This window comes from Glutamicibacter sp. (assembly GCF_035257265.1).
In the GTDB taxonomy this organism is placed as follows: domain Bacteria; phylum Actinomycetota; class Actinomycetes; order Actinomycetales; family Micrococcaceae; genus Glutamicibacter.
Window position 1 is genome coordinate 54,958 of sequence record NZ_DATEXC010000012.1, and the last position, 17,948, is coordinate 72,905.

Annotated in this window: 14 protein-coding genes and 1 riboswitch; of the genes, 8 read left to right on the plus strand and 6 right to left on the minus strand. The window is 57.8% G+C overall.

The window, feature by feature from the left end:
- Positions 1 to 12: 12 nt before the first annotated feature.
- Positions 13 to 2,352 carry a 5-methyltetrahydropteroyltriglutamate--homocysteine S-methyltransferase gene (gene metE / locus VJ369_RS01095; protein WP_324090312.1) on the minus strand — a complete coding sequence of 780 codons (2,340 nt, stop codon included), beginning with the start codon at positions 2,350 to 2,352 and terminating at the stop codon, positions 13 to 15.
- Positions 2,353 to 2,382: 30 nt separating this feature from the next.
- Positions 2,383 to 3,303, minus strand: coding sequence for a methylenetetrahydrofolate reductase (locus VJ369_RS01100; RefSeq protein ID WP_324090313.1), 921 nt, complete (start codon positions 3,301 to 3,303; stop codon positions 2,383 to 2,385).
- Positions 3,304 to 3,393: 90 nt separating this feature from the next.
- Positions 3,394 to 3,484, minus strand: a riboswitch (SAM riboswitch).
- A gap of 298 nt (positions 3,485 to 3,782) precedes the next feature.
- Between VJ369_RS01100 and VJ369_RS01105 the strand changes: the two genes are divergently transcribed.
- Both VJ369_RS01105 and VJ369_RS01110 read left to right on the plus strand, forming a co-directional pair.
- Positions 3,783 to 4,202, plus strand: coding sequence for a hypothetical protein (locus VJ369_RS01105; RefSeq protein ID WP_324090314.1), 420 nt, complete (start codon positions 3,783 to 3,785; stop codon positions 4,200 to 4,202).
- A gap of 28 nt (positions 4,203 to 4,230) precedes the next feature.
- Entirely contained in the window at positions 4,231 to 4,803 is a 573-nt protein-coding gene (locus VJ369_RS01110; protein ID WP_324090315.1) for a YdeI/OmpD-associated family protein, read from the plus strand.
- Between the two features lie 422 nt (positions 4,804 to 5,225).
- Here the strand turns inward: VJ369_RS01110 and VJ369_RS01115 are convergent, their stop codons facing one another.
- Positions 5,226 to 5,435: a hypothetical protein gene (locus tag VJ369_RS01115; protein WP_324090316.1), complete on the minus strand. Its 210-nt coding sequence runs from the start codon at positions 5,433 to 5,435 to the stop codon at positions 5,226 to 5,228.
- A 179-nt stretch (positions 5,436 to 5,614) separates the two neighbouring features.
- Between VJ369_RS01115 and VJ369_RS01120 the strand changes: the two genes are divergently transcribed.
- Together VJ369_RS01120 and VJ369_RS01125 are read left to right on the plus strand one after the other, a co-directional pair.
- Positions 5,615 to 6,535, plus strand: coding sequence for a 2-hydroxyacid dehydrogenase (locus VJ369_RS01120; RefSeq protein ID WP_324090317.1), 921 nt, complete (start codon positions 5,615 to 5,617; stop codon positions 6,533 to 6,535).
- A gap of 75 nt (positions 6,536 to 6,610) precedes the next feature.
- Positions 6,611 to 8,143, plus strand: coding sequence for a dGTP triphosphohydrolase (locus VJ369_RS01125; protein ID WP_324090318.1), 1,533 nt, complete (start codon positions 6,611 to 6,613; stop codon positions 8,141 to 8,143).
- Between the two features lie 36 nt (positions 8,144 to 8,179).
- Here VJ369_RS01125 and VJ369_RS01130 read toward each other — a convergent pair whose 3' ends face one another.
- The 3 genes from VJ369_RS01130 to VJ369_RS01140 all read right to left on the minus strand — a co-directional run bounded on the left by VJ369_RS01130 (position 8,180) and on the right by VJ369_RS01140 (position 12,013).
- Complete coding sequence (locus tag VJ369_RS01130; protein ID WP_324090319.1) at positions 8,180 to 8,791, minus strand: maleylpyruvate isomerase family mycothiol-dependent enzyme; 612 nt, start codon at positions 8,789 to 8,791, stop codon at positions 8,180 to 8,182.
- A gap of 183 nt (positions 8,792 to 8,974) precedes the next feature.
- Positions 8,975 to 11,197 carry an NADP-dependent isocitrate dehydrogenase gene (locus tag VJ369_RS01135; protein ID WP_324090320.1) on the minus strand — a complete coding sequence of 741 codons (2,223 nt, stop codon included), beginning with the start codon at positions 11,195 to 11,197 and terminating at the stop codon, positions 8,975 to 8,977.
- Between the two features lie 216 nt (positions 11,198 to 11,413).
- On the minus strand, positions 11,414 to 12,013 hold the full coding sequence (locus tag VJ369_RS01140) for a TetR/AcrR family transcriptional regulator (RefSeq protein WP_324090321.1): 600 nt from the start codon (positions 12,011 to 12,013) through the stop codon (positions 11,414 to 11,416).
- A 152-nt stretch (positions 12,014 to 12,165) separates the two neighbouring features.
- Between VJ369_RS01140 and VJ369_RS01145 the strand changes: the two genes are divergently transcribed.
- The 4 genes from VJ369_RS01145 (at position 12,166) to VJ369_RS01160 (ending at position 17,914) form a co-directional block, all read left to right on the plus strand.
- The gene (locus tag VJ369_RS01145; RefSeq protein WP_324090322.1) at positions 12,166 to 13,623 is read left to right on the plus strand and encodes an MDR family MFS transporter; all 1,458 of its coding nucleotides are present in this window, start codon (positions 12,166 to 12,168) and stop codon (positions 13,621 to 13,623) included.
- Between the two features lie 192 nt (positions 13,624 to 13,815).
- Positions 13,816 to 14,574, plus strand: coding sequence for a 5-oxoprolinase subunit PxpA (locus VJ369_RS01150; RefSeq protein ID WP_324090323.1), 759 nt, complete (start codon positions 13,816 to 13,818; stop codon positions 14,572 to 14,574).
- Positions 14,571 to 16,181, plus strand: a complete 1,611-nt coding sequence (locus VJ369_RS01155) for a carboxyltransferase domain-containing protein (protein ID WP_324090324.1) — start codon at positions 14,571 to 14,573, stop codon at positions 16,179 to 16,181. Before VJ369_RS01150 ends, VJ369_RS01155 begins: the two co-directional genes overlap by 4 nt.
- A complete protein-coding gene (locus VJ369_RS01160) occupies positions 16,178 to 17,914 on the plus strand; it encodes an acetyl/propionyl/methylcrotonyl-CoA carboxylase subunit alpha (protein ID WP_324090325.1) in 1,737 nt (578 codons plus the stop codon). Before VJ369_RS01155 ends, VJ369_RS01160 begins: the two co-directional genes overlap by 4 nt.
- The last annotated feature ends 34 nt before the right edge of the window (positions 17,915 to 17,948 follow it).

The following is a 17,948-nucleotide window of genomic DNA, read 5'->3' on the forward strand; positions in this document are numbered from 1 at the left end:
GCGGGGTGCGGGTTAGACGCTGGCTGCGACGGATTCGCGCACCGAGATGGCCGCGGAGACAAGGTTTTCCAGCGAGGCCTTGGTTTCGGGGTAGCCGCGGGTTTTCAGGCCGCAGTCTGGGTTCAGCCACAGCTGCTTGGCGGCGACCGAGTCCAGCGCGATGCGGATCAGTTCGGCCACTTCTGCGGTAGTTGGTACACGCGGCGAGTGGATGTCATAGACGCCCGGGCCGATCCCGCGGCGGAAGCCGAAGTCCTCCAGATCTCCGATCACCTCCATCCGCGAGCGGGCCGCCTCGATGGAGGTGACATCGGCGTCCAGTGCGTCGATCGCGTCGATGACCTCCCCGAATTCCGAATAGCACAGGTGCGTGTGGATCTGTGTGGCATCCGCAGCGCCGGCGGTGGCCAGCTTGAAGGAGTTCACCGACCAGCGCAGGTAGTCGGCCTTGGCGCAATCGCGCAGCGGCAGCAGTTCACGCAGGGCCGGTTCATCAACCTGGATAATCGAAATTCCGGCGTGCTGCAGGTCGGTGATCTCATCGCGCAGGGCCAAGGCGACCTGGTTGGCCGAGGTCTCCAGTGAGACATCGTCGCGGATGAAGCTCCAGGCCAAGATGGTGACCGGGCCGGTGAGCATGCCCTTCAGTGGTTTGCTGGTCAGCGAGGCCGCGTAGGAAATCCAGGGCACGGTGAAGGCCGCCGGGCGCGATACATCGCCCCAGAGGATCGACGGCCGGGTGGCCCGTGATCCGTAGGACTGCACCCAGCCGTTCTGCGTGGCGGCGAAGCCGTCGAAGTTCTCCGCGAAGTACTGGACCATGTCGTTGCGTTCGGCCTCGCCGTGCACCAGCACATCCAAGCCGAGTTCTTCTTGAAGGGCCACGACGCGGGCGATTTCTGTCTTGAGAAATTCCTCGTAGGCGGTCTCATCGAGCTGCCCGGTAGCGTGTGCCGATCGGGCTTTGCGCACCTCGGAGGTCTGCGGAAAGGAGCCGATGGTGGTGGTTGGCATCAGCGGCAAGCCCAAGGCTTCACGCTGGGTCTGTTCACGGACCTGCTCGTCACTGCGGGTGAAGTCTGCGTCGGTCAGCGCGGCCAGACGCTCACGTACCGCGGCAACGGTGGTTCCGGTGAACGCGGCGCGGGCCTCGGCGGCACTAGCGGCCGCCTGCAGCGGTGCTGCGATCGCCTCTTCGCCCAGTTCCAGCCCCTTGGCCAAGGTGAGTACCTCGGTGATCTTCTGATCTGCGAAGGCCAGCCATTGGGGCAAGTGCACCGGCAGGTTTTCTTCCCGTGCCACATCGTGTGGCACATGCTGCAAGGAGGTGGCGGTTCCCACCGAGAGCCGTCCATCTGCTGCCTGGACCACCGAACGCAGGGCGCGCAAGGTGATCAGCGAAGCGCCGAGGTTGTTGCGCCAGACATTACGTGAGTCCACGATGCCGGCCAGCAAGGTGGCTCCGGCCAGGTCTCCGAGGTATTCTGCCTGCGGAGCGGCTCCGCGGACCAGATCTACGTGCACCGCTTCGACTCCGGCTCGGGCCAAGACACCGGCGGTTTCTCCTGGGCGGCTCACGTTTCCGGCGGTGCCGTAACCGGTGGTGACCAACAGTTCTGGACGCAGCTTCGCGGCAGCCAGTTTGCTGTAGACCTTTTCGGCGAGGTTTCCGGCTTCCCCATGGACCGAGCCCGCCTCGGTGACTAGTGCAGGCTCATCAAACTGCACCCATTTGACCCCGGCGGCGCCCAGATCGGCGAGCAGTTCCAGATAGGTTTCGAGCAGCTCGTCGATGCGTGACAGTGGGTCGAATCCTGGCTGTTCGGACTTTGCAAGCAAGAGGAAGGTGATCGGGCCGATCAGTGTGGGTCGGGTTTCATACCCTGCGCCGTGGTGCTTGTTATGGGTAGCTACGAGGTTGGAGGAGTTAGCGCTGAATACGGTGTCTGCACCAATTTCCGGAACAAGGTAGTGGTAGTTCGTATCGAACCATTTGGTCATTTCCAGTGGCGCCGTCGTGGCATTGCCGCGGGCCAGGATGAAGGAGTCGGCGGTGGAAATCGGGGCGCTGATCTGTCCGGCAAAGCGGGCGGGTACCGCGCCGAGCGCTACCAGGGTGTCGAGCACCTGATCGTAGTAGGCGACATCTGCGGGGATGGCCGCGTTCTTGGCATCCAGACCAAGATCGGTCAGACGCTGATTATTATGCTTTTGTAGTGCGTCTGCGGATTCGTACAGCTGCGCCTCGGTGGTTTTGAAGGACCAGTGTGCCTCTAGCGCCTTTTTAAGTTCGCGGTTGGCGCCGATGCGTGGGTATCCGAGGATGGTGGCTGCCGGGAAGTTCTTGCTCATGAGAGTCTCCTTGATTTTGTTGCTGATGAATTAGTGGATTGAATGGGTGGCCCAGGTGTTAGCTACTCGGGTGCGGGTTCGTGGCAGCTGGAGTTTGTCGATGACATCCAGTGAGCCGGCGTGGTCGTTGAAGGTGTACAGGTGCAGTCCCGGAGCACCGTCGTCGAAGGCCGCGCGGGCCAGATCGACTGCCCAGCGCACCCCGATCTGGTGGCGTTCGGATTCATCGCTCGCGCTTTCTAGCGCGTGGGCGAGGATCGGGTCTGGGGCCACCCCGGCCATGTGTGAAACGCGTTCCAAACGGCGCAACGAGTTCAGTGGAATCACCCCGGGAATCAACGGGATGCTCACTCCCGCCTTACGGGCCGCGGTGACCAGTTGACGGTAGTCTTCGGGGCGGAAGTACACCTGGGTGATTGCGTAGTTCGCTCCGGCGCGTTCCTTGCCGAGCAGCACCTCAATATCGTGCTCGTAGCTGGGCGACTCGGGGTGCTGGATTGGGTAGGCCGCCACGCCGACGCCCAGCCGTCCCCCGGCGAGCGCCGCACTATGCTGCACCTCAACCTCGCGGATCAGTTCGATAAGGTAGCGGGCGAAGGGAAATTCTCCGCGCCATTCGTGCGGGTCTGCCGGCAGATCACCTCGCAGGGCGAGTACTCCGCGAACTCCCAGGGCCAGGAAGTGCCGGATCAGGATTTCCAGCGAATCTCGGCTCTCCCCCACACACGTGAGGTGGGCCAGTGGGCGCAGTTTGGTGTTCTGCACCAGATGCTCGATGAGTTCTAGGGACTGCCGGCGACGCGTGGTGGATCCCGAATAGGTGACCGACACGTAATCGGGGTTGGTATCGGCCAGCAGGTCGATACTCCGGTACACGCTCTGTTCGGCATCCCTACTGACCGGCGGGAATAGCTCATAAGAGAGCGATGGTGGGGCCACTGAAACGCTCATATACTCCTCCTCGTAGTTGACGAGGCAGGTCCCGATTTGGCATCACGATTAAACCCCTATGTCGGGGTGCCGTGGTGCGCAGTCGGTACTGCTCCATCGTTCCTGGCATTAGCACCTTTCGGTTTCCCGATGGTTGCTGCGACGTCTTCGAGCCAGATCTCTTAGTCGCTCTTGATGGGTTGGTGATTTCATTCTTCGCGGTGATCCAAAACGAACGCAAGTGCATACGGGCACGGCGCTTAACAGGCGGTGATCTGCCGTCACATGACGTTGGACTGTAGACATGACGCGAACACTGCACGTCATATATGACGCGGGGCATGCCAGAAGATCCGCGGATCTTCTGCACATCTTGGTTCTTTCGCCGACAGGCCCCAGTGAAGCTGCTGGTTCGTGACCGATTTATGACGCACGCTTGCCGTTGACCGAGTTAGAGGTACTTGTTAGCCTGAGTTGACCTCTAGATTTGGGAGTTCATCGTGGGTAACGGCCGACGCCTAGTACTTCTCGCACTGATCGCGGCCTTGTGTTGCTTAGGGGTGCCATTACTGTTCGCCGAGGTCAGCCAGAGCCTACGACAAGCCTTGAGCGAGGTTGGCTCCCCTTCATTCATGATTGCGCTGGCCATCGCCTTGCTCGCGGTTTTTGGCATGTTGCTGGCCGTACAGGGAGTCCTTGTTAGGGGTCTGACGTACCGCATACCGGCAGTCGTGATAATACTGGGGGTCGTTGTCGGCTCCGTCTATCTAGCCTGGTTCGTACCTTTTGGCACGTACTTTTACGGAACCCAAGTGGCCCTTGCTGCTAGTGTCTACGCCGGCTTCTCAGCGATGGCATTGCTGATTATGCCCCGGGCAGTCAAAGAAACACAGAGTTCCGGCGCGCAACGCGTTGCATGAGCTGCCAGACTGCCGGAGTATTGGTCTCATGGATGAGCGCGAAATTTTGATACGGCCAGATATTTCCGGTTGGCGCGCTTGGCTCGACGAACATGAGGACACCTCGGATGGGGTTTGGCTGCTGCTGGCGAAGAAGGGCACAACTTCTCCCACCACGCTCAGCTATGCGTCGGCGTTGCAAGAAGCCTTATGTAGCGGCTGGATCGATGGCCGGCGGCGCGGAAACGATGAGCATACCTTCATCCAGCACTTCACACCGCGGCGCAAGACTTCTGTCTGGTCCGAACGGAACACCGGCTACGTGCAAGAGCTGATCGCTCAGGACCGGATGCGTGAGCGTGGACAAGCCGAGATCGACAAGGCGAAAGCCGATGGTCGCTGGGATGCCGCCTATCAGGGCCAGGCGAAGGCGGAGGTCCCAGAAGATTTACAGGCCAGATTGGATCTTTCGCCAGTAGCGGCAGCTAATTTTTCTGCGCTGAAGTCCCAGCCGCGGTATCACATCTTGCATCAACTGATGATTGCAAGGACCGCGAAAACTCGGGCGTCCCGGCTGGATAAGTTCTTGACTGAGCTTGAGTCGACGGAAGGCCATGGCTGAACGAGTCGCACTGATCAACGCACTAGTTGACTAAGTGATTGATTCCCACAGTCTTATTATTCGAAAATCATCTTCAGCTGACCAGGCAATACTCGCGTAAGAGTTCATTCGGAAGTACGTGTCACGGCTGGGCCAAGATGAGGCAGATACGCGAATTATTCATGAACATGCAGTATAAAAAGGCTTACTTGTCTCTGTTCTTATGCTTGTTTCGGTACCGCCCATATGAAGCGCAGGCCGCAATAAAAGCAATCCCAAAAAGAAGTGCTAATAGGTATTCGATTCCCAAGATCGTCTCACCACCGTTCGGCATCTCGCGCTGTCGAAGCACTGTTTAGCACTTATTCTTGCAAATGATTCGAATGGATCAGTTTTTGTTCCTAGTGGGGTACGGACAGCTGACGTTCTGCACGTACCCAAACCTATTTATTGTGGATTGCTTCCGTGATAGCGGAACCTACGCACAGAACTGCGCCGGACAATATCAGTAATGCAGCACTGACATCGCCACCGAGAAATAGTCCCACGATGCCAAACAACATCACGGTGCCGCCAGAAAACATGAAAAATGTTGCGCTGGTGCTCGGTAAAGACTTGCGGGCCTCTTTTGCTGACTCTGGCGAATTCGACATGCCAATATTCTAACCTATTTACAATCCATTCTGCCGCAGGTAATTGAACATATGCCCTAATCATCACATAATCCAAGCTGAACAAATAGTTTTGCATTAGAAAGATAAACTGCAAAAATGGCGATAGGTCCAGCCCCATTTGGTCTGGAGACAAGCGCAAATATTTCAGGAGGCGCCACGTGGCTCTACGTGTACTTGTTCCCAACGGGCGCTTAGTAGCTCACCTAGACGTCCCCGGAATCACGCCAATCTTTTGGCACATCAATGATTCCGCTGACGATGCTCCCGAAGCAGAGGTGCTCATCACCGAGCGTCCGTTACTCTTTGAACGCCGCGACCGCGTAGCCAAGATTCCGGGTTTACAACATGTGCACCTACTATCACTTGGTTTTGAATGGATTGTCGATCATCTGCCCTCAACGGTCAGCCTGAGTAATTCCAAAGGAGCAGTGGAAGATGCGACCGCGGAACATACTCTGGCACTGATCCTCGCGTCATTGCGGGAAATTCCACGCGCAACAAGTCAGCAGCAACAGGAAGATTGGAATCCGCTCTGGGGCGGGACCTTGCACGGTTCGTCAGTGTTGCTTTTGGGGTTCGGCGGTGTTGGCCAGGAAATCTACCAGCGTTTACTACCCTTTAAACCCCGAAAAATCCTAGCGGTAGCTAGCCGTGCACGCACCACCGAGGAAGGTTTAGCAGTGCATGGCATCGACGAGTTACCTCAACTTTTGCCTAGCGCCGAGATTGTCATCGTTGCTTTACCTGATAGCCCCAGCACGCGCGGGATAGTCGGTAAAGAGTTCTTGGCCCAGATGCCCAACGGTAGTCTTTTGGTCAATGTGGGTCGTGGACCTGTGGTGAATACCGAGGCGTTGCTCGTTGAGCTTGAGTCAGAAAGACTATCCGCGGCGCTGGATGTCACAGATCCCGAACCACTGCCGGCTGGCCACCGACTGTGGACGGCGCCAAATTGCTTAGTCACCCCGCATATTGCGGGAAACACGACGATGTTCATTGATCTTGCGATGAATTTAGCCGTTGAACAGGTCAAGCGCCTAGCCGCCGGAGCCGCCCCGCTCCATCTGGTGCGCAGTTAGTCGTTTGAATTAGAAACTCCCAGTCACCGCTTTTACCTGCTCGTTTGGGACGTATGACCTAGGCTAGTTCCTACGATGGATATCAGGCAGAAAACTCATGACACCGGCGGCCGAGAGCGCGCAATCATCGAGCAGAATCGTACCGCCGAGGACGATTTTCGTATCGATATCGAACGCATTCGTTTCTCTCCGTACTTCTCGCGCTTGTCGGCGGTCACCCAAGTCATTCCGCAAGCGGGTTCGGGCACCACGGTGCATAACCGGCTGACCCACTCGCTGAAGGTCTCCGCCGTGGCACGAAGCATTGCCATTGGACTACGCACCGCAGACGAAGAAACTCGCAAGCTGGTGGCGGACTTAGGTGGTTGCGACCCGGTGGTCGTTCAGGCGGCGGCCGCTGCCCACGATTTGGGCCACCCGCCCTTCGGGCATTTGGGTGAGCAAGAGCTGGACCGGGTAGCCCGCAATATCCTGGGGTTGCCCGACGGCTTTGAGGGCAATGCTCAGACATTCCGCATTCTGACCGCACTGGATAGCTGTGATGCCACAGCTCGCGGGATGAACCTGACTCGGGCGGTGCGTGCAGCGGTACTGAAGTATCCGTGGACGCGCAATGAGTGGCGCACCCTGGCCCCGATTTCCGCGGAGTTGCTGCCGCGAGGGGTTGGCACCGATCCGGCTGCGGGGGCCATCAAATACTCGGCCTATGACATTGAGGCCGCCGAAATGCGCGACGTGCTCTCGGTATTCCCGGCGATCACTAAATATCAGCAAACCGTTGAAAGCTCGGTGATGGATATCGCCGATGACATCGCTTACGCGGTCCATGATCTGGATGATTTTTACCGTGCCGGAATCTTGCAATACACCACGGTCTCGGCCGAGTTCCGTAACTGGTTGGAACAGTCCGAACAGCTGGCAGCGTTGCGTCAGGCAGATCTGGATCTGCGCAAGCCGGGCCATGCCTTGGAAATGACCTGGCGTCGAGCTTTTGCTAAAGATCCGTGGATTGCCGACGCTGGTGCTTTCCGTGATTCGGTGCAGCGCGTAGGGCATGACCTCGTCGAGGGACTGCTGGCGGTGCCCTACGACGGTGGCTTGGAAGCTGACCGTGCGGTGACTGCTTTTACGCGCAGGTGGATCGACCGGCTGCAAGAATCGGTGACGGTAGAGCGCACCCCGACGATCCGCAGCGGACATGTGCGGCTGACCAAGGAAGCCTGGCACGATGTGGGAGTGCTGAAGTTTGTGCACTCGCGCTTTGTTCTGGATCGCTCGGATCTGGCCGTGTACCAGCGCGGACAGACCCGCATCATCAAGTCTTTGGCCGAGGGATTTAATTCCTGGCTCAACGATCCCGATGATGCGGCGCGAGCTCCGCGCCGCCTCTTAGATTCGGTGCAGGCTGCTACCGAAGAGTATCGGCAGTTGCGCGCACACTCCCCCGAGCTGTTCTTGCAGGCCGGACCCAATGAGGTGCAGCGCTTAGGTCAGGCCCGCGCGATCGTAGACTATATTGCCTCGTTTACCGATGCGCAGGCGGTCTCGTTGAACGCTCTGCTGGCGGGAACCGCAGATAATTTATGGGAGGCCGGCCGCGGGCTCTAAGCCTGCACGGATCCCTGGGATGTTTGAAGCTCAGGATCAGATGAACGCGACACCGGGTCCGTGCAAGGAACCTAAACGTTCCTCACGTCCGGTAACCAGCATCAACAGTTCAATCAGCGGACCTCGAATTTCCATCCCCGTGCCGAGGGTGAAATCGTCATCCTCGGCGACCAGGGTGACCCGGCGCGCCAACTCCTTTGCGCCACCGAATGCTTGGCTCGTGCGCGTCTGGTAGCCGATGGCTAGTTGCACTGACTGTGGCGGGTAGTTGCGCTTAATTCCCAGCGGACGCCGAATGTCTTCGCCGTGAGCGATTTCTTCTACCAAACGGCTGGCTAGCGGGGCCGGCGGTCCGCTGCGTCGTGCGGCCACTTCGCGCAGGCCCCTGAGAGTTTCTTGGATGGTCGCGCCCTTTTCTGCGGCGACTCCGTTGGCGTTCTGCCGGTCAAAATCAAAGCGGGCTTTAGCCATGGCTACCGCAAGTCGAGGCGTTGTGGTGCGCGCATTATCGATCAGGTGCGCGGCAACATCGTGAACCGTCCAGCCTGCGCATAAGGACGTGGCGGCCCATTGTTCCTCGCTCAGCTCGGCGAGATCCTCGATCAGTGCTTCGCGTTCGGCATGTACTAGTTCCCAGATCTGACTCATGAATTGAGTCTTCCAGTTCGGCAGACCAGAGACAACACCAGGCTCAGCGCACAGTGGCTGCCTGCACGGATAGATTCTCAACAAAATGACATTGAACGGGTAGTTAAAGTGTTTTGCAAAGGTTAACGACGTAGGCCGCGTAACCACTAGGTGGTTACGCGGCCTATGTTGACTAGCTTGGGACTACTTGGTCAGCAGTTCCAGAGCCTTGTTCAGGGTTGCGCTTGGACGCATCACTGCGGAGGTCTTTGCCTCATCCGGACGGTAGTATCCAGCGATGTCTACTGCCTTGCCCTGAACTTCGGCGAGCTCGGAAACGATTGCTTCCTCGTTCTCATCCAGTGCCTTGGCTACGGCGGAGAAGGCCTGTGCAAGCGCAGCGTCCTTGTCCTGCTTGGACAGCTCTTCGGCCCAGAACTTAGCTAGGTAGAAGTGGCTGCCACGGTTGTCCAACTCGCCAACATTACGCTTAGGCGACTTGTCTTCCAGCAGGAAGGTGCCGGTTGCGGCATCCAAGGTATCTGCCAGAACCTGTGCGCGGGCGTTGTCAGTGGTGTTGGCCAGGTGCTCAAAGGAAGCGCCCAACGCCATGAATTCACCCAGTGAATCCCAGCGCAGGTGGTTTTCGTTCACCAGCTGCTGCACGTGCTTTGGAGCCGAACCACCGGCGCCGGTTTCGAACAGTCCGCCACCGGCAAGCAGTGGAACGATCGAAAGCATCTTGGCCGAGGTGCCCAATTCAAGAATTGGGAACAGGTCGGTCAGGTAGTCACGAAGCACGTTACCGGTCACCGAGATGGTGTCCTCGCCCTTGCGGATGCGTTCGATGGTGTACTTGGTAGCCTCGATTGGAGCCAAGATTTCGATGGTCAGGCCATCGGTGTCGTGTTCCTTGAGGTACTCGTCGACCTTGGTGATCAGTACGGCGTCATGTGCGCGCTTCTCGTCCAACCAGAAGACCGCTGGGGTCTGCGAGGCACGGGCACGGTTCACAGCAAGCTTGACCCAGTCACGGATGGCAACATCCTTGGCCTGGCAGGCACGCCAGATGTCACCGGCGAAGACTTGGTGTTCGATGAGTACGGTGTCGTTCTCGTCCAAGATCTGTACGTGGCCGTCGGCAGCCAGTTCGAAGGTCTTGTCGTGGGAACCGTATTCTTCGGCCTTCTGAGCCATCAGCCCCACGTTTGGCACGGTGCCCATGGTGGTTGGATCGTAGGCGCCGTTTGCGCGGCAATCTTCGATAACCGCCTGGTATACGCCCGAGTAGGACGAGTCCGGCAGGACAGCCAAGGTTTCGGCTTCCTTGCCGTCTGGGCCCCACATTTTGCCGCCGAGACGGATCATTGCTGGCATCGAAGCGTCAACGATGACATCCGATGGAACGTGCAGGTTGGTGATGCCCTTGTCGGAATCGACCATGGCAACGGCTGGGCCTTCTTCCAGACCCTTAGCGATCAGCTTCTCCACACCGGCGCGAACGTCATCAGAGAGTTCGTCTAGTCCGCCGAGGATGGCAGCTAGGCCGTTATTTGGATTCAGGCCCGCGGCCTTTAGCTCGTCACCGTAGGTTGCGAACAGCTCGGAGAAGTACGCCTTGACGACGTGGCCGAAGATGATTGGGTCTGAAACCTTCATCATGGTGGCCTTCAGGTGAGCCGAGAAGAGCACACCGTCTTCCTTGGCGCGGGCTACGGCGTTCTTCAGGAACTCGGTCAGTGCAGCGACGTGCATGACGGTACCGTCGATAACTTCGCCTTCAAGTACCTTGAACGGCTTCTTTAGAACTTTTACCGCTCCGTCTTCGCCCACGAAGCGGATGGAGATGGACTTGTCCTTGTCGATGACGATGGACTTCTCATTGGAGGCGAAGTCATCGGCTGTCATGGTGGCAACGTTGGTCTTCGAGTCCGAGGCCCAGGCACCCATGGAGTGCGGGTACTTGCGTGCGTAGTTCTTCACGCTCAATGGTGCGCGGCGATCCGAGTTACCTTCACGTAGCACTGGGTTCACGGCAGAGCCCTTGAGCTTGTCGTAACGTGCGCGAACATCGGTGTCCTCATCCGAGGATGGGTTCTCCGGGTAATCTGGCAACGCGTAGCCAGCTGCCTGAAGTTCGGTGATGGCAGCCTTGAGCTGCGGGATCGATGCCGAGATGTTTGGAAGCTTGATGATGTTTGCTTCTGGGGTCTTGGCTAGGTCGCCAAGCTCGCTTAGTGCATCGGCGATGCGCTGTTCTTCGGTGACATAATCCGGGAAAGTGGCGATGATGCGCCCTGCCAGCGAAATGTCGCGGGTCTCAAGTTCAACACCGGCGGTAGACGCGAAGGCCTCCACAATTGGCAGGAACGAGTGCGTTGCCAGCATCGGGGCTTCGTCGGTGTGGGTGTAAATAATCTTGGCCATAAGTGTGGCGTCTCCCTGAACGTCGTGCGGAAGCGGGCTATCCGCCCTAAACTCAACGTTCTAAACTTACCTGATTTTGTCCTGCACCACACTTTTGGGCGTTTACTTTATACCGAAATTTCACGCTTTTTCCCCGAAATACCGCGATGAATAGTGCCCGAGCACTTTGTCACACTTAAGTTAATGACCAGTAACTCAATGTGCAAACGAGGAGGTTCAGGTCCTCAGGGAATCAATCGAGACTATCTGCGAGAGGCTAATGATTGCCTTCTCGAAAAGTTCAGCTGGTGTTGAGGTCAGCCCAGCAGCTTCTTCATACGCAAAACACTGCCACGCAACGCGCCAAGTAGTTGCCACCAATTCAGCGACCAGCATCGCCTGCATTATGTCCAGCAATTCACGGTTCACCAATGACTGGCTGAGCGAAACGACGAGTTCTTGCTCGCGGCGCGTGGCGATCACCAGCAGCTTGGGGTCTTCGCGCATGAGCCGGGAGATCCGCCGGATTTCATGGTGACGAACTTCGACACTGAAATGCGTTCGGCACACTTCAAGCAGTGCATGAAAAATTTCAGAGGAGGATTTTCCTGCCGCAATTTCGGTCCCGGCGAGTGTGGCGATGAGTTCACCTTGGCCGGGGACGATAGCCGATTCTTTCGAGTCGAAGTAGCGAAAAAATGTACGCTCGGAGATTCCTGCGCGTTCGGCAATTCGCGCTACGGTAGTTGCCTCAAGCCCCAACGATTCAATGAGATCTAGGGTCGCTGCTTGAATAGCCTGTTTGGTGGCGGCTTTATGTTCGTCACGAATGCCCATTAAATTTCCTACGTGTTGTTCTGTATTTAGCCATCATCCTACGACGCTCCAGCACAGAGTTGTTTTCTGTCACACTCTGCCAGTTTCGCTTACGAAATTGTGTCACCTTGTGACAGAATTTGAAAGTTGAACAATTCTAGAAAGAGGAATCCGTGGCTCCTGAGCGCACCGAAATCAAGGCCGAAACCGCGCCTTCACGACCTAAAAACCCGGTACTGCCCACTAAGCAGCTCACCGGAATTATCGGAGCTCTGGCACTGGCCGCGTTCTTGATGATTATGAACGAGACTGTCCTGACGGTGGCCCTCCCAGCCATTATGGCGGATATGGGCATTTCGGCTTCTGCCGGGCAATGGCTCACCACCGGATTCCTCGTGACTATGTCCGTAGTTATCCCGACCACCGGCTTCCTGCTGCAGCGCTTCACTAGTCGTTCATTGTTCGTCTTCGCGCTGTCCAGTTTCTTGGTCGGCACACTGATTGCAATTTTTGCCCCGAGCTTCGCTTTCCTGCTGCTCGCTCGCATCATTCAGGCCGTTGGCACCGCTATCGTCTTGCCATTGTTGATGACTACTACCTTGTCCCTGGTCCCAGTGCACAAGCGCGGCATGGTTATGGGCCTGAACTCCATCGTGATCTCAGTCGGTCCTGCCGTTGGCCCGACCGTCTCCGGTGCCATTGTTCACGCGTGGGGATGGCACTACATCTTCGTGCTGATGGCTCCGCTGGCAGTGATCACCTTAATCTTGGGCGCCATCTTCATCAAACTTCCATCAACCGCGCGTAAACTTCCGGTCGATGTTTTCTCGGTGATTCTTTCCGCACTCGCCTTTGGTTTGCTGGTCTACGGCATCGCCAGCATCGAAAAGGCCAGCGACAATATGGGCTTGACCGTGGCAACCTTTGTTGTGGCTCTAGCCTCCTTGGCACTGTTCATCAAGCGTCAGATTAGATTGACCCGCGAGGGTAAGGAACTGCTGAACCTCACCCCCTTCGCCTCTCGCAATTTCACCTTTGCAATCGTGCTGATCATGATTGCCTTCGGCACATTGCTCGGCACAATCATGATGGTTCCCATCATTCTCGAATCCGGCAAGGGAATTAGCGCTCTAGCCATCGGCATGATGCTGCTGCCAGGTGGTCTCGCGCAGGCCATCGTTTCACCAATCTTCGGCCGCATCTACGACAAGCACGGCCCTCGCCCAGTCTTGATCCCCGGTGCAATCATGCTGGCCTTGGGCCAGTGGATGTACGTCACGGTCACCACCGAAACCGAACTGTGGATGTTCATGATCAGCCACATCGTCTTCTCGATCGGTCTGGCATTGCTGATGACCGGTCTGATGTCCTCGGCCATGTCCTCGGTCAACCCCCGTCTTTATGGACACGGTTCTGCGATCTTCAGCACCGGCCAACAGCTTGGTGGCGCCATCGGTACCACCATCTTCATTACCGTGATGTCGGTACTGTCCAACAACGAACTCGCACAGGGTTCCGACCTGGCGCAGTCGCTCTTCACCGGTGCGCATGCAGCCTTTATCGTGGGCGCTTTGCTGGGCACCATCGGTGTAGTGCTTTCGTTCTTCATCAAGGTCGAAAAGCGCGCCTAATCTCAGCTAGCCACTCCGGTCGAATCGCTAGGCAGGGGCCCGCAGTCACTGACTGCGGGCCCCTGCTGCGTTTAATAATTGTCTGCATCTGGCTACGCGTAAATAATTTCCACAAAGCTAGGTCAGATTGTTGAACAATATGTGTTTTTGGTGCATGCTTAGATAAACGACGCGGAGAGACGGGGATCACAGATGACGTATATCGACCTTAATTCTGATGTAGGCGAGTCCTTCGGCAACTGGGTCATGGGTGATGACGCAGCAATCTTCACCTCGGTCTCTTCAGCCAACGTGGCGTGCGGTTTCCACGCAGGCGATCCAAGCGGTATCGCACAGACCTGTCGCGACGCGGTCAGCGCGGGAGTCGCCATCGGCGCTCACGTCGGCTACCGGGATTTGGCCGGATTCGGCCGACGCTTCCTAGACTGCTCGGCCACCGAGCTGGCGGACGATGTGCTTTACCAGCTTGGTGCGCTCCAAGCCTTGGCACGCGCAGCAGGTTCCAACATCAAATACGTCAAACCCCATGGCGCGTTGTACAACACGATTGTTCATCATGAAGTTCACGCCCAGGCCGTCGTCGATGCGGTTAAATCGTTTGGTGAAGATCTACCCGTGCTCTTACTCCCTGGTTCGGTGGCATTAACCAAGGCAGAACACGCCGGACTGCGCCCAGTAGCCGAAGCTTTTGCGGACCGTAATTACAACCCCGACGGCACCCTGGTCTCTCGCCGCGAAGCCAACGCAGTGCTCCACGACAGTGCCCAGGTGACAGAAAATATGATTCGTCTGGCGAGTGACGGCACGCTCAAAGCCATCGACGGATCGGTTATCCAGATGCCGGCTGAATCCATCTGCGTCCACGGAGATACCGCCGGATCCGTAGCCATGGCCGCAGCGGTGCGCGCCGGGCTAGAATCCGCCGGCGTGCAGATCAAGAGCTTCGTATGAGCATCACCAACGTATTGGCCGCCGGAAGCCACGATGTCCTCGTCGAGTTAGCAGACCTCGAATCGGTCCTAGCTCTCGACGCATACCTGCAAGCTCAGCCGCTACCTGGCCAACGCGATATTTTGGCAGCAGCCCAAACGGTCATGGTGAAGTTTGAAACCACCGAGCAAGCTCGGGCCGCCGCGAGGCACCTGCCCCAGCTGAAGCTGAACACGGCGGCAGTAGCTTCCGGAAAACTTGTCACTATCGAGGTCTGCTACGACGGTGAAGACCTTGATACCGTCGCCCAGCTCACCGGTTTGAGCACGCAGGCCGTGGTCAATGCGCATACCGGCCAGCAGTGGCGGGCAGCTTTTGGTGGCTTCGCTCCTGGCTTCGCTTACCTGCTCGGTGAAAATAATGTATTGGAAGTGCCCCGCCGTGAAACACCACGCACCGCGGTACCTACCGGGTCGGTCGCTCTGGCAGGGGAATACTCCGCCGTATACCCGCGCCGGTCCCCCGGAGGCTGGCAGCTGCTAGGCCACACCGACTCGGCACTGTGGGATTTGGACCGGGAGGACCCGGCCCTGATCCGTCCACAGGATCGGGTGCAGTTTGTCGCCTCGCGCAACGCCTTGAACGTCCACACACAAACACCCACCACCGAAGTCGCCAACACGCCTAGTGGCGACGGACTCGAAGTGCTCGATTCCGGTTTGCAAAGCTTGCTCCAAGACGCCGGCCGCTACGGCTTTGGGGCGCTTGGTGTCCCTGCCAGTGGCGCCGCAGATGCAAGCTCGCTGTATCAGGCAAATAGGCTGGTAGGAAATATCCCTAACCAAGCGTGTATTGAAAATTTGACTGGCCGCATCAGCTTGCGAGCCCATGGAGATCAAGTCCTAGCGGTCAGCGGAGCGGAAGCTAAACTGAGCATCACTCCAGCACCTGAGGATTTCGTCCGCACCGAACGTGAAGCCTCTATGGACGCACCGTTCGCACTGCTGGACGGCGAGCGCTTGGATTTAGAACCTACAGGTAATGGTTTACGCAGCTACATCGCGGTGCGCGGCACCATCCAGCTGCCCAAAATTCTCGGTTCGTTGGCGACCGATACACTCTCCGGCGTTGGTCCTGCGCCATTGACTGCAGGAACTTTCCTCCCTATTGCGCAGCCAGAGAATCTCCAGATAGTTGGAGAGAGCGAACCTAGCACTTTACCGGTTGAAGACATCGAAGGGTGCTTCGTCTTACGCGTCAGCGTGGGGCCAAGAGATGACTGGTTTGGTCCGGCGGGTGTAGAGAAACTGCTCAATCAGCAGTGGCTGGTCACTAGTGAATCGAACCGCATCGGGGTTCGATTAGGCGTGGAAGGCGAAGCAAGCGCCCTGGAACGAGTTCGAACCGGGGAACTTTCCAGCGAGGGTGTAGCTCTAGGCTCGTTACAGGTCCCACCGTCCGGGTTGCCGGTCTTATTCCTCGCCGACCACCCAGTTACCGGCGGTTACCCGGTTATCGCCACCGTCATCGCTGAAGACTTATCTGATGCCGCACAACTGCCGCCGGGCAGCCATATCCGTTTTGAATTTTCCGAATCCGCTCCACGCACCGAAGGAACCCAGGCATGAAAAAGGTCTTGATCGCCAACCGCGGCGAAATCGCTGTTCGTATCGCCCGCGCCGCCTCCGACGCCAACCTGAAATCGGTTGCCATCTACTCTGATCCGGACGCCGACGCATTGCATGTGCGCCGTGCCGATGAAGCGTACTCCCTCGAAGGGTCTTCGAGTGCCGAAACCTACTTGGATATTTCCAAGATCATCGCCATTGCCCAGCGTGCCGGTGCGGACGCAGTTCACCCAGGTTATGGTTTCCTTTCCGAAAACGCGGACTTTGCTCGTGCGGTCATCGACGCAGGAATGACTTGGATTGGCCCGTCGCCGCAAGCCATTGAGCTTTTGGGCAATAAGGTGACCGCGCGTGAAATCGCGGTTCGTGCTGGCGCTCCTCTGGTGCCCGGCACCGATGCCCCGGCAGCTAACGCTGGTGAGGTTCGAGCCTTTGCCGAAAAGTATGGAGTACCCGTTGCCATCAAGGCAGCCTTCGGTGGTGGCGGGCGTGGCCTAAAGGTCGCGCACACCATGGAAGACATTGAAGATTCGTTCGAATCTGCAGTCCGTGAAGCCACCGTGGCGTTCGGTCGCGGTGAATGCTTTGTGGAGCGTTTCCTTGACAAGCCACGTCACGTGGAAGCCCAGGTCCTTGCAGATGCCCATGGCAATGTCATTGTGGTGGGCACCCGCGATTGCTCCTTGCAGCGTCGTCACCAAAAGCTAGTAGAAGAGGCCCCTGCACCGTTTCTCTCCGATGAGCAACGCAGCGAAATCCATGAATCAGCCAAGCGGATCTGCCGTGAAGCCGGGTATGTCGGCGCAGGCACCGTGGAATACCTAGTGGCCCCGGATGGCCTCATCTCATTCCTTGAGGTCAATACCCGGTTGCAAGTTGAGCACCCGGTCAGCGAAGAAACCTCCGGCTTGGACCTGGTCATCGAACAGTTCCGTATTGCCGAGGGTAAGGAACTCTCGGTGCTCGAAGACCCTACCCCAGTGGGTCATGCTTTCGAATTCCGCATCAATGCCGAGGATCCCGCGCGTGGCTTCCTGCCGGGGCCTGGCACCATCACCCGGTTTGAGGCGCCTACCGGCTCCGGCATCCGCGTGGACGCCGGCGTCCGCAGCAACTCGGTGATTCCTGGCCAGTACGACTCGCTCATGGCCAAGCTGATTGTTCATGGTGCTACCCGCGAGCAGGCCTTGCGCCGCGCCCAGGTGGCGTTGGCAGAGTTTTCCATTGAAGGGGTTCCTACGGTTCTACCGTTCCACCGTTCGGTGTCCAAGCATCCGGACTTTGTCGCCGAACAACGTTTTGGCGTCTACACGACGTGGATTGAATCCGAGTTCGCTGATGAGCTGGCTACCAGCGATGAGATAGCCACCACCGAGGCCGGTGCGGAACGCGAGATTCTGACCATTGACCTTGATGGCAAGGCCATGGCTCTTGGCTTGCCCGTTGCCTTGGTCAATGCAATCCGTCACGGCGGATCAACCTCAGCGGATTCAGCAGCCGTTCAGGATGCCGATACCGACGAAGCCGCCCTCGTCTCCCCCATGGCAGGTAACCTGGTCTCATTCTCAGCACAAGATGGCGAGTCGGTGAGCAAGGGACAAACAGTGGCCGTCTTAGAAGCTATGAAGATGGAATCCCCGGTTGCCGCCCACCGAGATGGCGTCTTCACTTCCGCAGATCTCAGTGCCGGACAAAGCGTGCTTCGTGGCGATGCCCTGGGAAGCATCTCTTAGCCAATGCGGGGTTTGCCGGGGCACTGAACTAAAT

What these genes read in the sequence shown, in the direction of transcription:
- metE (WP_324090312.1), bottom strand. Translation starts at nt 2,352, where the DNA reads ATGAGCAAGAACTTCCCGGCAGCCACCATCCTCGGATACCCACGCATC.
- VJ369_RS01100 (WP_324090313.1), bottom strand. Translation starts at nt 3,303, where the DNA reads ATGAGCGTTTCAGTGGCCCCACCATCGCTCTCTTATGAGCTATTCCCG.
- VJ369_RS01110 (WP_324090315.1), top strand. Translation starts at nt 4,231, where the DNA reads ATGGATGAGCGCGAAATTTTGATACGGCCAGATATTTCCGGTTGGCGC.
- VJ369_RS01115 (WP_324090316.1), bottom strand. Translation starts at nt 5,435, where the DNA reads ATGTCGAATTCGCCAGAGTCAGCAAAAGAGGCCCGCAAGTCTTTACCG.
- VJ369_RS01125 (WP_324090318.1), top strand. Translation starts at nt 6,611, where the DNA reads ATGGATATCAGGCAGAAAACTCATGACACCGGCGGCCGAGAGCGCGCA.
- VJ369_RS01130 (WP_324090319.1), bottom strand. Translation starts at nt 8,791, where the DNA reads ATGAGTCAGATCTGGGAACTAGTACATGCCGAACGCGAAGCACTGATC.
- VJ369_RS01135 (WP_324090320.1), bottom strand. Translation starts at nt 11,197, where the DNA reads ATGGCCAAGATTATTTACACCCACACCGACGAAGCCCCGATGCTGGCA.
- VJ369_RS01140 (WP_324090321.1), bottom strand. Translation starts at nt 12,013, where the DNA reads ATGGGCATTCGTGACGAACATAAAGCCGCCACCAAACAGGCTATTCAA.
- VJ369_RS01150 (WP_324090323.1), top strand. Translation starts at nt 13,816, where the DNA reads ATGACGTATATCGACCTTAATTCTGATGTAGGCGAGTCCTTCGGCAAC.
- VJ369_RS01155 (WP_324090324.1), top strand. Translation starts at nt 14,571, where the DNA reads ATGAGCATCACCAACGTATTGGCCGCCGGAAGCCACGATGTCCTCGTC.
- VJ369_RS01160 (WP_324090325.1), top strand. Translation starts at nt 16,178, where the DNA reads ATGAAAAAGGTCTTGATCGCCAACCGCGGCGAAATCGCTGTTCGTATC.